This is a genomic window from Streptomyces sp. NPDC002144, assembly GCF_053593695.1.
Window position 1 is genome coordinate 129639 of the sequence record NZ_JBSFDB010000019.1, and the last position, 14651, is coordinate 144289.

12 protein-coding genes are annotated in these 14651 nt (G+C 70.5%); 5 read left to right on the forward strand and 7 right to left on the reverse strand.

The features are described from left to right. Positions 1-127: 127 nt before the first annotated feature. The gene (soxR, locus tag ACWCQ1_RS27360; protein ID WP_133047202.1) at positions 128-610 is read left to right on the forward strand and encodes a redox-sensitive transcriptional activator SoxR; all 483 of its coding nucleotides are present in this window, start codon (positions 128-130) and stop codon (positions 608-610) included. Positions 611-643: 33 nt separating this feature from the next. Here the strand turns inward: soxR and ACWCQ1_RS27365 are convergent, their stop codons facing one another. The 3 genes from ACWCQ1_RS27365 to ACWCQ1_RS27375 form a co-directional block, all read right to left on the reverse strand. After that, positions 644-1711 (reverse strand): RNA ligase (ATP), encoded by a 1068-nt coding sequence (locus tag ACWCQ1_RS27365; protein ID WP_451027590.1) that lies wholly within the window; start codon positions 1709-1711, stop codon positions 644-646. A gap of 92 nt (positions 1712-1803) precedes the next feature. Beyond that, positions 1804-2526, reverse strand: a complete 723-nt coding sequence (locus tag ACWCQ1_RS27370) for a 3-keto-5-aminohexanoate cleavage protein (RefSeq protein ID WP_358601926.1) — start codon at positions 2524-2526, stop codon at positions 1804-1806. Positions 2527-2640: 114 nt separating this feature from the next. After that, the gene (locus tag ACWCQ1_RS27375; RefSeq protein ID WP_451027591.1) at positions 2641-3243 is read right to left on the reverse strand and encodes a hypothetical protein; all 603 of its coding nucleotides are present in this window, start codon (positions 3241-3243) and stop codon (positions 2641-2643) included. Between the two features lie 265 nt (positions 3244-3508). On the opposite strand from ACWCQ1_RS27375, the gene ACWCQ1_RS27380 reads away from it, so the two are divergent. Next, positions 3509-6289, forward strand: a complete 2781-nt coding sequence (locus tag ACWCQ1_RS27380; protein ID WP_451027592.1) for a penicillin acylase family protein — start codon at positions 3509-3511, stop codon at positions 6287-6289. A 50-nt stretch (positions 6290-6339) separates the two neighbouring features. On the opposite strand, the gene ACWCQ1_RS27385 is transcribed toward ACWCQ1_RS27380, so the two are convergent. Both ACWCQ1_RS27385 and ACWCQ1_RS27390 read right to left on the reverse strand, forming a co-directional pair. Then, positions 6340-7662 (reverse strand): serine-threonine protein kinase, encoded by a 1323-nt coding sequence (locus ACWCQ1_RS27385; protein WP_451027593.1) that lies wholly within the window; start codon positions 7660-7662, stop codon positions 6340-6342. A gap of 94 nt (positions 7663-7756) precedes the next feature. After that, positions 7757-8989, reverse strand: a complete 1233-nt coding sequence (locus tag ACWCQ1_RS27390; protein WP_451027594.1) for an exo-beta-N-acetylmuramidase NamZ family protein — start codon at positions 8987-8989, stop codon at positions 7757-7759. Positions 8990-9176: 187 nt separating this feature from the next. Between ACWCQ1_RS27390 and ACWCQ1_RS27395 the strand changes: the two genes are divergently transcribed. The 3 genes from ACWCQ1_RS27395 to ACWCQ1_RS27405 are packed head-to-tail and all read left to right on the forward strand — an operon-like array spanning position 9177 to position 12253. After that, positions 9177-9950, forward strand: coding sequence for an SDR family oxidoreductase (locus ACWCQ1_RS27395; RefSeq protein ID WP_133047196.1), 774 nt, complete (start codon positions 9177-9179; stop codon positions 9948-9950). After that, positions 9947-11614: a class I adenylate-forming enzyme family protein gene (locus tag ACWCQ1_RS27400; RefSeq protein ID WP_133047195.1), complete on the forward strand. Its 1668-nt coding sequence runs from the start codon at positions 9947-9949 to the stop codon at positions 11612-11614. The genes ACWCQ1_RS27395 and ACWCQ1_RS27400 overlap by 4 nt, the downstream gene beginning before the upstream one ends. A gap of 45 nt (positions 11615-11659) precedes the next feature. Beyond that, on the forward strand, positions 11660-12253 hold the full coding sequence (locus tag ACWCQ1_RS27405) for a TetR/AcrR family transcriptional regulator (RefSeq protein ID WP_208780983.1): 594 nt from the start codon (positions 11660-11662) through the stop codon (positions 12251-12253). A 46-nt stretch (positions 12254-12299) separates the two neighbouring features. Here ACWCQ1_RS27405 and ACWCQ1_RS27410 read toward each other — a convergent pair whose 3' ends face one another. Both ACWCQ1_RS27410 and ACWCQ1_RS27415 read right to left on the reverse strand, forming a co-directional pair. Continuing rightward, a complete protein-coding gene (locus ACWCQ1_RS27410; RefSeq protein ID WP_451027595.1) occupies positions 12300-13514 on the reverse strand; it encodes an acyl-CoA dehydrogenase family protein in 1215 nt (404 codons plus the stop codon). Positions 13515-13520: 6 nt separating this feature from the next. Beyond that, positions 13521-14543 carry a phosphotransferase family protein gene (locus ACWCQ1_RS27415; RefSeq protein WP_358601943.1) on the reverse strand — a complete coding sequence of 341 codons (1023 nt, stop codon included), beginning with the start codon at positions 14541-14543 and terminating at the stop codon, positions 13521-13523. Positions 14544-14651: the final 108 nt, after the last annotated feature.

A 14651-nucleotide genomic window follows, 5' to 3' on the forward strand; every position in this document is an offset into this window, starting at 1 on the left:
TCCTGTGTGCCTCTGTGTCCACACCGCTGATGTCCCGGCAAAAATGTCTAAGCAACTGCTTAGCATGGTCGGGTCGGGACCTCATGTCAACGGATCGTGGCCGGACGGGGTGGGTAGGGTTCGATGAGTGCCCCAGATTCCAGAGAAGATCCACGAGCTCACGGTCGGCCAGCTCGCCGCGCGCAGCGGCGCCGCCGTCTCCGCCCTGCACTTCTACGAGTCCAAGGGTCTGATCACCAGTCGGCGCACCGCCGGCAACCAGCGCCGGTACCACCGCGACACCCTGCGCCGGGTCGCCTTCGTGCGCGCAGCCCAGCGCGTCGGCATACCTCTCGCCACGATCCGCGAGGCCCTCGCCGAACTCCCCGAGGAGCGCACCCCCACCCGCGAGGACTGGGCCCGTCTCTCGGAGGCCTGGCGCTCCGAACTCGACCAGCGCATCACCCAGCTCAACCGTCTGCGCGACCATCTCACCGACTGCATCGGCTGCGGCTGCCTCTCCCTGGACACCTGTGTCCTGTCCAACCCGGACGACGTCTTCGGCGACCGCCTGACCGGGTCGCGGCTCATGGTGGAGCGGCGGGGGAGCCGGCAGGGGCGGCAGCAGTAGAACCGCGCCGCCCCCGCGGAGGGCCGTGCACCCTCACTCGTACTCCGTGCCGCCCTTCCTGGTCAGATAGGCAGGGCTGACCGCCTTGGCGATCGCCCGCCCCCCGGTCACCGGGCTGTACCGCTCCACGGCGGGCCGGACGACGACCCCCTCGCGCAGGTGCAGTCCGCGCCCCGACACGGTCTCCCGCCCGCTCGCGATCTCCAGCACCCGGTCGATGTCGTACGGCCCCTCGTGCAGCCGGGGCACCGACGGCAGCTCCCCGCCCAGCAGTTCGGCCGCGTCCAGCCAGCGCACGGTGCCGTCGATCTCCGCGGACACGTCGAAGACGGCGTACCCGAGGCTCTCGCGTCGCCCGTCGGCGCCGTAGGTGAGGTCCTGGACGCCCGCCCCGTAGACCTCGCCGAAGATCCCGACCCGGCGCGCCCCCAGCCGCTCGGCCAGCCGCGCCGCGGCCTCGGCGACACCGTGCCCGCGCACGGCACGCCAGTACAGGTTGCGCGGATCCTCCTTCAGGGCGAGGGACTTGGCGCCGAACCCCTTGGACGACACGTGCACCCGGCCCGCGTCGGCGAGATACGTGAGCAGGCAGGCCGAACCGTGCAGCTTCTCGGTCAGGACCACATCCTCGCCCGGTGTGAAGATGTCCGGAAACCGCTGGAGGTTCTCGATGTCCACCCAGGGCAGCAGATCGGGCGCGGACTCGACCTCGCCGCTCATCGTGGGCGGGATGGGCGGCACCCACTTGGTGATGCCGAGCGTCTCCGCGAAGTCGGTGCCCTCCTCGGCGGCCCGCTCGAGATCGACGTCCGCCAGCGCCTTCGGCCGGCACACGATGCCCTGCGACAGCTCACCGCGCAGCCGGACCGCCTTCACCCGGTCGGAGTCCGGACCCGCCAGCCGCCCGGTCAGCCCCAGCTCCTCGATCAGAGCGGCAGGCAGTACGGCCTGCTCGGGGATGTACACGGCCGCCTCGCCGGTGCGGTACGCGCCCTTGGCGACGACCGCCCGGTACAGACCCACCTGGGCCAGTTCGAGAGCGTCGGCGTTGGGGTGTTCGTGGACGGTCAGCACTTCGGCGGTGACGCGCAGCGTCGACATGGGACTCCTCGGTTCCTGGGGTGCTCAGTTCGGTTTCATCGCCTCCCAACTGTCCGGACGGGAAAGGGGTGGAGCGAGCGGATTTACGGGTGCTACCGTCGCGCGCCGCCGTACTGGCTGAGTCCCTCCGCCACCAACTGGGCGTTGGACAGGGCTCGTTCGCCGTCCGGGAGCAGCAGGGTGTCCTCCAGGCCGATACGGGTCGGCAGCCCCAGCCGCCCCGCCAGTCGCAGCACCGGCCAGGCCCCGCCGTCCTCGCCGTGCAGAAGGACGGGGCGGCCGCAGGCGCGGCCCAGGTCGGCCAGGAGGGCATGGGCGCTCGCCTCGGCGGTGTCCGGCGAGGTGTCCGTCACCTCGGCGAGCACGCGCAACACCCGTGGGCCGAGGGGCGAGCCGGCGAATCGGGCGGCGCCGTCCGTGCCCGACCAGACGCCCGCCTCGACACCCACGCCACGCTCGATCAGCGCGGCGGCGATGTCCTCCGCGCCCTCCTCGTGCCAGTTGACCGAGGCGTGGTCCGGAAGCACCGTCCACTCCCGGATCCGGGCGAGCCGCGCCGCGGGATCCGGCTCCGCCCAGGCGCCCGTGGTCACCCCGACCGGCACGGACACCCGCGCTCGTATCGCCTCCAGCGTCGGCGCGAGCACCCGGGGGGACAACGAGTCCCGTCCGCACGGGGTCTTGGGGTGGACGTGGACGTCCGTGGCCCCGGCCGCGACCGCCCGCGCCGCCGACTCGGCCATCGCCTCCGGAGTCAGCGGAACCATCGCGCCGTCGGCCGCTCCCCGCGGTCCGTTGAGACACACCTGCACCATGCCTCAAGCCTGCCAGTCGCCATCGACACCGGTGCGTGAGCCGGCCCCGCCTGTGGACAACGCGGCGCTTGTGGAAAACAGGGGGTGCGGCATCCCCGGCGCACCCCCGCCGTGCTAGGCCGACACCAGCAGCCTTCCGCGCCTCGCGTCCGCCAGGGCCTCGGGCTTGAGCACGGGCCGTGGCACCAGGATTCCGCAGTGAGTGCAGACCGGACCCGAAGAGGGTTCGTGGTCCAGGTCGTCGGTCCAGATCAGCCGCTCCGTGCCGCAGACCGGGCACTCCGCACCCGGTTCGCGCTCCAGCGCGGAGATCAGTCGGCGCAGTACCTCGGCCAGCGGCTCACGGGGGTGAACCCGCGGGTCGTCGCACCACGCCACTCCGAAGCCGCCCCAGGTCAGCCGGTGCCAGTCGTCCACACTGCCCGGCCTGCGCAGCCCGTCGTGCTTCTCCTTGCGGCGCCGCTCGGCGAACTCGACCTCGTAGGCCAGCCAGACCGAACGCGCCTCTTCCAGTTCCTCCAGTGCGGCCACGAGCCGCGCTGGGTCGGGGGAGCGGTCCTCGGGACCGACCCCTGCCCGGGAGCACAAATGGTCCCAGGTCGCCCTGTGCCCGTAAGGAGCGAACCGCTCAAGGCACTTGCGCAGTGAGTACCGCCGCAGTGCCAGATCGCACCGCGGGTCGCGGACCTGTCTCGCCAGACTCCGGAAACCGGCCATCGCCCTGCACCTCCGTCACACCTGCACCTGTACTTCGGTCACTTCGGCGTCGTCGTACACGGACTTCGCGTGACTTCACCCGACGTTGCCCGACGTTGCACGACGTCGCCGAATAGACGTATCGACACACGATTCGGCTCCATCCGATTTCCGATGACCTCCATAAGCCGACGCACCGACTTCCAAAACTTGACGATTGTTCATCTTCAATCCCGGGGATACCGGCGGTAACGTCCCGGCACACCCCTCGTCGGCAGGAGCTGCCATGCCTCGGCGTACCGTGCGCACCACCCTCGACAGACTGAGAACTCCCGGCAGACTCACCGGGTTCCTGAAGTCCGCATCCATATGCGTCCTGATTGCAGGTCTTTTGTCCCCACTGGCCCAGGCCCCGGCCTCGGCCGCGGCCTCCAACGACTACTGCGGCGGCCAGTGTTCCGACATCCTGCCTCCCGGTGAGAACGGCAACGCGACCCTCGCGCAGATCCTCCTCAACCAGGCCTTCGGCTCCCAGCCCGACCACGCCGAGGACCAGCTCGGCCCCTACGCCAACCTGGCCACCGGGTACTCGGGCCTGACCGACGCGAAGATCAACACGTTCTTCAACGACGCGTCGTTCGGGGTCGCTTCCGATCAAGTCGCCTCCACGGAGAAGCCGGCGGGCCGCACCGATGTGACGATCGTCCGCGACAAGAAGACGGGCGTACCGCACATCACCGGTACCACCAGATACGGCACCGAGTTCGGCGCCGGGTATGCCGCCGCTGAGGACCGGCTGTGGCTGATGGACGTCTTCCGGCACGTGGGCCGCGGCCAGCTGACCACCTTCGCGGGCGGCGCCGCCTCCAACCAGGGCCTGGAGCAGGAGTTCTACCGCAACGCCCCCTACAGCGAGGCCGACCTGCAGGCGCAGATCGACAACGTCGTCGCCAACGCGGGCGCCCGCGGCCAGCAGGCCCTCGCCGACGCCAACGCCTACCTCGCCGGCGTCAACTCCTACATCGACGCGTCCGACTCCGGCCGCTACTTCCCGGGCGAGTACGTCCTCACCGGCCACAAGGACTCGATCACCAACGCCGGCACGATCGACCACTTCAAGCTGACCGACCTGGTCGCGCTGGCCTCCGTGATCGGCTCGCTGTTCGGCTCCGGCGGCGGCGGTGAGGTCAACAACGCGATCTCCCTGCTCGCCGCCCAGTCCAAGTACGGCGTGGAGCAGGGCACCAAGGTCTGGGAGGCGTTCCGCGAGCGCAACGACCCCGAGGCCGTCGTGACCGTCCACAACGGCGAGAGCTTCCCGTACGGCACCAAACCGGCCACCGCCCAGGGCGAGGCCCTGCCCGACTCCGGTTCCGTGACCACCGAGCCGCTGGTCTACGACGCCACCGGCACCGGTGCGAGCCAGAGCGCCAACGCCGCATCCCAGGCCGCCACCGCGACCGCCCTCAGCTCCGCCAAGCGCGGTATGTCCAACGCTCTGGTGGTCAGCGGGAAGTACACGGCCAGTGGCCACCCCATCGCCGTCTTCGGACCGCAGACCGGCTACTTCGCCCCCCAGCTGCTCATGCTCCAGGAGATCCAGGGCCCCGGCATCAGTGCCCGCGGCGCCTCCTTCGCCGGCCTGAGCATGTACGTCGAACTCGGCCGCGGCCAGGACTACTCGTGGTCCGCGACCACCTCCGGCCAGGACATCATCGACACCTACGCCGTCGAGCTGTGCCAGGACGACTACCACTACCTGTACCACGGCACCTGCACCGCCATGGCCAAGGTCGAACAGAGCAACTCCTGGAAGCCGACCACGGCCGACGGCACGGCCGCGGGGTCGTACACCATGCGGGTGTGGAAGACGAAGTACGGACCCGTGGAGTACCGGGCGACCGTCGGCGGCAAGAAGGTCGCCTACACCACCCTGCGCTCCTCCTACATGCACGAGGCCGACTCGATCATCGGCTTCCAGATGCTCAACGACCCCGACTTCGTGAAGGGACCGGCGGACTTCCAGGCCGCCGCGCAGCACATCAACTACACCTTCAACTGGTTCTACGCCGACTCCCAGCACACGGCGTACTACAACAGCGGAGACAACCCGGTGCGCCCGAGCGGCGTCGACCCCGAGTTCCCGGTGTGGGGACAGGCCGCCTACGAGTGGCAGAACTGGAACCCGACCACCAACACCGCCGACTACACGCCCGCGTCCCAGCACCCCAACTCCGTCGACCAGGACTACTACATCTCCTGGAACAACAAGCAGGCCCTCAACTACACGACCGCCAGCTGGGGCGACGGCTCCGTGCACCGCGGCAACCTGCTGGAGGACCGGGTCAAGAAGCTGGTCGCGGCCGGCGGGGTGACCCGCACCAAGCTGGTGCAGGCCATGGCCGACGCGTCGCTCACCGACCTGCGCGCCGAGGACGTCCTGCCCAAGCTGCTCAAGGTCATCAACAGCAGTACGGTGACCGACTCCACGGCCGCCGCCGCGGTGAGCAAGCTGCAGGCGTGGGTCACCGCGGGCGGCAAGCGCACGGAGACCTCGGCCGGCTCCAAGACCTACGCCAACGCCGACGCCGTCCGCATCCTCGACGCCTGGTGGCCGCTGCTGGTGAAGGCCGAGTTCCAGCCCGGCCTCGGCAGCGACCTGTACACCGACATCACCGGCAACCTGCCCATCGACGAGGCCCCGTCGGCCGCGCACGGGCCCACCGGCTCACACGCGGGAAGCTCCTTCCAGTACGGCTGGTGGAGCTACGTCGACAAGGACATCCGGGCGGTGCTCGGTCAGTCGGTGCAGGGCGGCCTGACGCAGAAGTTCTGCGGCGACGGCACCGTGAGCGGCTGCCGGGACGTCCTGATCAGCACCCTGAAGACGGCGGCCGGCCTGTCCGCGTCGACCGTCTACCCCGGGGACTCGCTGTGCTCGGCGGGCGACCAGTGGTGCGCCGACTCGATCGTCCAGCGCACCCTGGGCGGCATCAAGCACTACAACATCAGCTGGCAGAACCGGCCCACCTTCCAGCAGGTGGTGGAGTACACCTCGCACCGGTGAGAGTCGTGACGAACGGCGTGAGTGCTATGTGACACAGCACCGGCGGCGGGTCAGCGGATGCGGCCCGCCGCCAGCACCACCCGCGCCAGCTCGGGGTGCACGATGTCGCTGTGCGCCCCGCACGGCGGGTCGCCGCGCCTGACCACCTCGGCGGCGTCGATGTTGACGCACCCCGAGGCGGGCAGCGTGGCGGCCAGCGCGTCCGACAGCGTGTACGCGCGCGTACCGGGCACCGCCTGCACCCCGTCGTGCCCCATCGCGCCCCACTTGGCGCCCAGCGCCGACCCCAGGTCGAGCCCCTCGACGAGGCCCTCCGCGTCGCCCGTCATCCGGGAGGCCAGCGGATACAGCGTGCCGAGCGCCGAGTCGAAGTGCGAGTAGCAGCACACCAGGGGACCGTCGATCAGGTTCTGCCGGCCCTGCAGCACCCCTCCCGCGTGCGCGTCGAACGGCAGCCGGGCCGCGAACGCGTAGTGCGAGAAGGCCCCTTGGAGCAGGGTCACCGACTTCACCGTCCGCACCCCCTCGGGCAGCCCGCCCAGCGCGAACGACACCAGCCGCCCACCGAAGCTGTGCCCGACCAGATGCACCCGCACCTCGGGCGCGACGGCGGCCAGCCGCCCGACGACCGGCCCGAGTCCGCGCTCGCCGACCGTCCCCGCGCGCCGCTTCATCGCGTAGTACGTCGCCTGCCGCAGCAGTTCCTTCGCCCCGTCCCAGGGATTGGGCAGCGTGAAGCCCTCCGCCCCGGCACCGGACCGGAGCGAGGCCAGTGCCTGCGCGAAGTCGCAGCAGAGCGTCTCGGTATCCCCGGTGAACAGCACCGGTTCGCTCTGCGGGACGCCCTCCGCGAGGGTGTCCGCCGCGAACAGCGGCTGCGGCCCGCCCGGTACGACCTCCACCAGCAGCCGCACCAGCCGCCCGAACTCCTCCACTCCGTTCGCGGGCCGCTGCTCCAGCATCCGCGTGATCTGGTCGATGACCGTGGCCCGCCCGGGGAACGTCTCCAGCAGCGCGTGCCGGGTGTCCTTGTCCAGCGCCTCCCCGGGTGCCGTCTCCGCCTCCGTGGCCACCACGGACTTCGGGAAGTCGGGGATCGGCTCGTCGCAGAAGCGCATCGACGGCCAGACGACGCCGGCGTACCCGAGCCTCGCCTGCGGCGCGAGGTGCGGGACGGGCGCGAAGAAGTGGCGGTAGAGCCTGGTCGCGCCCGAGCGGTCGTTGTTCCAGCCGTGCGCGAAGACGATCAGGTCGCGCACGCCGCGCCGTGTCACCTCACTGAGCAGCCGGTCCCGTTCCTGCCCGTCGACGTCCCCGTCCGCGTCGAAGGTCAGTTCCCAGTACGGAGTCACGCTCGTCGTCGCCTGTGTCATCACGGCCCCCTCGTCCCCCGTAGCGGTGCGCTGTGGGCGCATCGTCCTGCGGAGGGACGAGATTGGCCATACGGCGTGACTCGGTTCTATGGACTCATTTGTAGAGAAGGTACGTCCTTCGGGTCCGCCGGAACGCGGTGAGTTCGTCCTGCCACCCGGCCACCACCTCGTCGGTGCCGGCACCGGCGTCGATCGCGGTCCGCACGTGCGTGGAGCCCGTCAGCTTGTCGATCCAGTTGTCGGAGCGCCAGGCGAAGCCGCTCCACACCTTCTTCGCGGTCACCAGCAGCGCGACGCCGGTCCGCACGGGGTCGTAGGCGGCACGGTCGTGCACATGGATCTGGACGCCGCCGATGGTCCTGCCCTGGAACTTCGAGAACGTCGGCGCGAAGTACGCCTCCCTGAAGTGCACACCGGGCAGGGCGAGTCCGTTCGCGGCGGTGGCCCAGCGGCCGTCGATCCCGTCGGCTCCGAGCAACTCGAAGGGGCGGGTGGTGCCGCGGCCCTCGGAGAGGTTGGTGCCCTCGAACATGCAGGTGCCCGAGTACACCAGCGCGGTGTCGGGCGTCGGCATGTTCGGGCTCGGCGGCACCCAGGGGAGCGCGGAGGCGTCGTAGAACTCCGAGCGCTGCCACCCCGTCATCAGTACGGTCTCCAGGGGCACCGGAGTCGTCAGGAACTCACCGTTGAACAGCCGCGCCAGCTCGGCGACCGTCATGCCGTGCGCCTGGGAAACGGGCTCGCGGCCCACGAAGGTCGCGAACTCCCTGTGCAGGACCGGGCCCTGGGCGGACCGTCCGGTGACCGGGTTCGGGCGGTCGAGGACGACGACGCGCTTGCCGGCGAGCTGGGCCGCCTCCATGCAGTCGTAGAGCGTCCAGATGTACGTGTAGAAACGGGCACCGACGTCCTGGATGTCGAAGACGACGGTGTCGACGCCGGACGCCGTGAAGACGTCGGCCAGTTCGCGGCCGCTCTTGAGATAGGTGTCGTAGACCGGGAGGCCGGTCGCCGGGTCGTCGTAGCGGCCTTCCGAGCCGCCGGCCTGGGTGGTGCCGCGGAAGCCGTGTTCCGGGCCGAAGACCGCGGTGAGGTTGACGCGGGGGTCCTCGTGCATGACGTCGACGATGTGGCAAACGTCCCTTGTCACGCCGGTGGGGTTGGTGACGATGCCGACGGTCTGGTTTTTCAGGGGTGTGTAGCCGGTCGCGGCGAGGCGTTCGAAGCCGGTCTGGAGGTGGCGTGGGGGCGTGGAGGCGGGGCGTGCGGTGGTGAGGGGTGTTGCCGCCGTTGTCGCTGCGAGGAATGCTCGTCTGGATAGGCGCATGGGGGGCACGGTATGGCTCCCGCTGGTGGGGAGGAAGCTTGCGGTTGTTCGTGGCTTGTCGCGCCCGCGCGGCGGAGCCGCACATCGATACAGCCCGGCGCCCCTGAGGGGGTGGCGGTCGCCCCTTCCTCGATACATACCGACCGGTTAGTCTGGGCGTCACCAGAGCCGCAGTCGAAGGAGACCGATGGTGGAAGCCGTTCAGGGTGCCGGTGTGGTTGTGACGGGCGCCGGAGGGGGGATCGGGGCCGCGCTGGCCCGGAGGTTCGCCGCCGAAGGGGCCCGGGTCGTCGTCAATGACCTGGACGGGGAGCGGGCCAAGGCGGTCGCCGACGAGATCGGCGGGATCGCTGTGCCCGGTGACGCCTCCTCCGTCGTCGGCGACGCACGGGACGCCCTCGGCGGAGTCGTCGACGTCTACTGCGCCAACGCCGGGGTCGCCTTCGAGGACGGGGCCCAGGGGCTGTCCGCGGACGAGAAGACCTGGGCGACCGCCTGGGACGTCAACGTCATGGCGCATGTGCGGGCCGCCGAGGCGTTGCTTCCGGGGTGGCTGGAGCGCGGAGCGGGCCGATTCGTCTCCACCGTGTCCGCCGCCGGACTGCTGACCATGATCGGGGCGCCCTCGTACAGCGTCACCAAGCACGGGGCCTACGCCTTCGCCGAGTGGCTGTCGCTCACCTATCGACACCGGGGGGTCAAGGTGCACGCCATCTGTCCCCAGGGGGTGCGGACCGACATGCTGGCCGCCACCGGGAGCGCCGGGGACCTGGTGCTGCAGCCGACCGCGATCGAACCGGCGGACGTGGCGGACGCGCTGTTCAAGGGGATCGAGGAGGACCGGTTCCTGATCCTGCCGCACCCCGAGGTCGCCGGGTACTACCGGGCCAGGGCGACCAGCCCCGACCAGTGGCTGACCAACATGAACCACATCCAGCAGAAGTGGGAGGAGGTGCGATGAGCGGGCCGGGTTACGCGGACAAGCCGTGGGTGGCGCTGCTGAACGAGGCCCAGCGGGCGCCCATCGAGCCGGTCGACTCGTTGGTGCACGCCCTGCGGCGGTCCGTCGCCGAGGCGCCCGACCGTGACTTCCTCGCCTACTTCGACGGACGGATCAGCTACCGCGAGGTCGACGAGCTCAGCGACTCGGTGGCCGGGTATCTGGCCGCCCAGGGGCTGGAGCGCGGCGACCGGGTGGCGATCCTGCTGCAGAACTCCCCGCACTTCGTGCTCGCTCTCCTCGGGGCGTGGAAGGCGGGGGCGGTCGTGGTGCCCGTCAACCCCATGTACAAGTCGGGGGAGGTCGCGCACGTCCTGCGGGACGGCGAAGTGACCGCGCTCGTGTGCTCCGACCGCGCCTGGGAGTCGTATCTGCGCCAGACGGCCGCCGACTCGCCGGTGCGGATCGTGCTGACCGGGTGCGAGCTGGACTTCCAGACGCGCGACGACGCGCGCGTGCTGGGCTTCGAGCGGCTGCCGCAGGCCGGTGACGCCGAGGACCTGGTGGCCGTGGCGCGCGCGGGGCACAAGGCGCCGGCCGGACGGGACCTCGGCCCCGTGGACATCGCGCTGATCAGCTACACCTCGGGGACCAGCGGCACGCCCAAGGGCGCCACCAACACGCACGGCAACATCATGTACAACGCCGAGCGGCAGCGGACCGGGCTCGCCCTTCCGGACGCACCCGTCTACTACGCGCTCGCCCCGCTGTTCCACATCACCGGGATGGTGTGCCAGCTCGGCGCCTGCCTCAACAGCGCGGGGACGCTCGTGCTGACGTACCGCTTCGAGGCGGGGGTGGTGCTGGAGGCGTTCGCCGAGCACCGGCCGCACTACACCGTCGGACCGTCGACGGCGTTCATGGCGCTGGCCGCGCACCCGGACTGCACGCCGGACCACTTCTCGTCGTTCGTCAACATCTCCAGCGGGGGCGCGCCCGTGCCGCCGGCGCTGGTGGAGAAGTTCCGGGCGGGATTCGGGCCGTACATCCGCAACGGCTACGGGCTGACCGAGTGCACCGCGCCCTGCGCCTCCGTGCCGCCCGGTCTGGAGGCGCCGGTCGACCCGGTGTCCGGGACGCTGGCCGTGGGGCTGCCGGGACCGGAGACCGTCGTACGGATCGTGGACGACCAGGGACGCGAGGTGCCCTTCGGTGAGCAGGGGGAGATCCTGGTGCGCGGGCCGCAGGTCGTGCCCGGCTACTGGCGCCGCCCCGACGCGACCGCCGAGACCTTCCCGGACGGCGAACTGCGCACCGGCGACATCGGGTTCATGGACGAGCAGGGCTGGCTCTACGTCGTCGACCGCAAGAAGGACATGATCAACGCGTCCGGCTTCAAGGTGTGGCCCCGCGAGGTCGAGGACGTGCTCTACACGCATCCGGCGGTGCGCGAGGCGGCCGTGGTCGGGGTGCCCGACGGGTACCGTGGCGAGACCGTCAAGGCCTACATCAGCCTGCGTCCGGGCGCAGAGACGGACCCGGACGAACTCGCGGTGTACTGCAAGGAGAGACTGGCGGCCTACAAGTACCCGCGGCAGGTGGAGATCCTGCCCGACTTGCCGAAGACGGCGAGTGGGAAGATCCTCCGTCGGGAGCTTCGTTCCCGCAGGCAAGCAAGCGAATAGAACACCGGAACACGGCGGAACGCCCGGAAGGCAGGTGGCGGCACAGTGCCCAGGACGACGGACGGAGACGGTACGCCCGTCCCGCAGCGGCTGCTGGCCGCCGCCACCCGGCTCTTCGCCGAGCAGGGCTACGACCGCACCTCCGTGCAGGAGATCGTCGAGGCGGCCGGCGTCACCAAGGGTGCGCTGTACCACTACTTCGGCTCCAAGGACGACCTCCTGCACGAGGTGTACGCGCGCATGCTGCGCGTCCAGCAGGAGCGTCTCGACGCCTTCGCGAACGCCGACGAGCCGATCGAGAAGCGGCTGCGGGGCGCGGCGGCGGACGTGGTCGTGACGACCATCGAGAACCTCGACGACGCGATGATCTTCTTCCGCTCCATGCACCATCTGAGCCCGGAGAAGAACAAGCAGGTGCGCGCCGAGCGGCGGCGCTACCACGAGCGCTTCCGTGCGCTCATCGAGGAGGGGCAGCAGGCCGGGGTCTTCTCCCGGGCCACCCCGGCCGACCTGGTGGTGGACTACCACTTCGGTTCCGTCCACCACCTGTCGACCTGGTACCGCCCCGACGGACCGATGAGCCCGCAGGAGGTCGCCGACCACCTGGCCGACCTCCTCCTACGGGCTCTGCGTCCCTAGGGCCTTCGCTAGGGCCTGTCTGACAGGCCCTAGCGGGCCCCCGCCGTCACAGGTACTTCTTCAGCTCCCGGCGGGCCAGCGAGCGCTGGTGCACCTCGTCTGGGCCGTCCGCCAGCATCAGGGTGCGGGCGCCGGCGTACAGCTCGGCGAGCGGGAAGTCCTGGCTGACGCCGCCCGCGCCGTGCAGCTGGATCGCGCGGTCGATGATGTCGACGACCGTGCGGGGCGTGGCGATCTTGATGGCCTGGATCTCGGCGTGGGCACCCTTGTTGCCGACGGTGTCCATCATCCAGGCCGTCTTCAGCACCAGCAGGCGCAGCTGCTCGACGGCCACGCGCGCGTCGGCGATCCAGTTCTGCACGACGCCCTGCTGGGCCAGCGCCTTGCCGAAGGCGGTGCGGGAGACGGCCCTGCGGCACATCAGCTCGATGGCGCGCTCGGCCATGCCGATCAGCCGCATGCAGTGGTGGATCCGGCCGGGGCCGAGCCGGGCCTGCGCGATGGCGAAGCCGCCGCCCTCCTCCCCGATCAGGTTGGTGACCGGCACACGTGCCTGGTCGAAGACCACCTCGGCGTGGCCGCCGTGGTAGTGGTCCTCGTAGCCGAAGACCTGCATCGCGCGCTTGACGGTGACACCCGGGGTGTCCCGGGGGACCAGGACCATGGACTGCTGGCGGCGGATGTCGGGCCCGTCCGGGTCCGTCTTGCCCATCACGATGAAGATCTTGCAGTCGGGGTTCATCGCCCCGGAGATGTACCACTTGCGCCCGGTGATGACGTACTCGTCGCCCTCGCGCCGGATGTGCGTGGTGATGTTGGTGGCGTCGGAGGAGGCCACCTCCGGCTCGGTCATCGCGAACGCCGAGCGGATCTCACCGGCCAGCAGCGGCTCGAGCCACTGCTTCCTCTGCTGCTCGTCGCCGAACTGCGCGAGCACCTCCATGTTCCCGGTGTCCGGTGCCGCGCAGTTGAGGGCCGTGGGCGCCAACTGCGGGCTGCGGCCGGTGATTTCGGCGAGCGGGGCGTACTGGAGGTTGGTGAGGCCGGCGCCGTACTCGCCGTCGGGGAGGAAGAGGTTCCACAGGCCCTGCCTGCGCGCCTCGGCCTTCAACTCCTCGACGACGGCAGGGGTGTCCCACGGGGACGCGAGCGCGGCGCGCTGCTCCTCCACCACCGCCTCGGCCGGGTAGACGTACCCGTCCATGAAGGCGAGCAGCTTGGCGCGCAGTTCCTCGGTGCGTGCGTCGAACGCGAAGTCCATGGGCGATCAGCCTTCCTGAAGGGTCGTCAGACCGTGCTCGATGAAGACGGGGACCAGGCCCCCGATGCGGTCGAAGCCCTGGCCGACCGTCTGGCCCAGCGTGTAGCGGTAGTGGATCCCCTCGAGGATCACGGCGAGCTTGAACCAGGCGAACGCCGTGTACCAGGAGACGGCCGAGACGTCCCGCCCGGAGCGGGCCGCGTACCGCTCGATCAGCTCGGCGGGGGCCGGGTGGCCGGGGGCCTCGGCGGTGGTGGAGACGGGGGAGTCGGGCGTGCCGAGCGGCAGGCTGTACATCACCAGCAGGCCGAGGTCGGTGAGCGGGTCACCGAGCGTGGACATCTCCCAGTCCAGGATGGCCTTGATCTTGTCGTCCGCTCCGATCAGAACGTTGTCCAGGCGGTAGTCGCCGTGGACGACGGTCGGTGCGGGCGAGGTCGGCAGGCGGCGGCCGAGCTCGGCGTGCAGTTCGTCGATGCCGGGCAGGTCGCGGTTGCGGGAGGCATCCAACTGCTTGCCCCAGCGGCGCAGTTGGCGGTCCAGGAAGCCCTCGGGGCGGCCGAAGTCCGCGAGGCCCACCTCGGCGGGGTCCACCGCGTGCAGCTCCACCAGCGTGTCCACCAGAGACAGCACCGCGCCCCGGGTCCGCTCGGGGCCCAGCGGGGCGAGCTGGCCGGCGGTGCGGTACGGGGTGCCCTCGACGAACTCCATGACGTAGAAGGGCGCCCCCAGCACGTCCTCGTCCTCGCACAGCAGCACCGGCCGCGGCACCGGTACCTCCGTCGGGTGCAGCGCGCTGATGACCCGGTGCTCACGCTTCATGTCGTGCGCCGTGGCCAGGACATGGCCCAGCGGAGGCCGCCGTACGACCCACTTCGAGGTGCCGTCCGAGAGCGCGTACGTCAGGTTCGAGCGTCCGCCCTCGATCAGCCGGCCGGTCAGCGGGCCCTGCACCAGGCCGGGCCGCTCGCGCTCCAGCAGGGAGCGCAACCGGTCGAGATCGAGACCTGGCGGATGATCGGGGCTCATCGGTGCTCCTTCGCGGGCGCGTGAACGGGACTCGCCCCATCATGCCGACTGGTCGGTATGTCGTCCAGTGCCAGGACTCGAAGTGACCGGTGCCACCCTGGGGCGAAG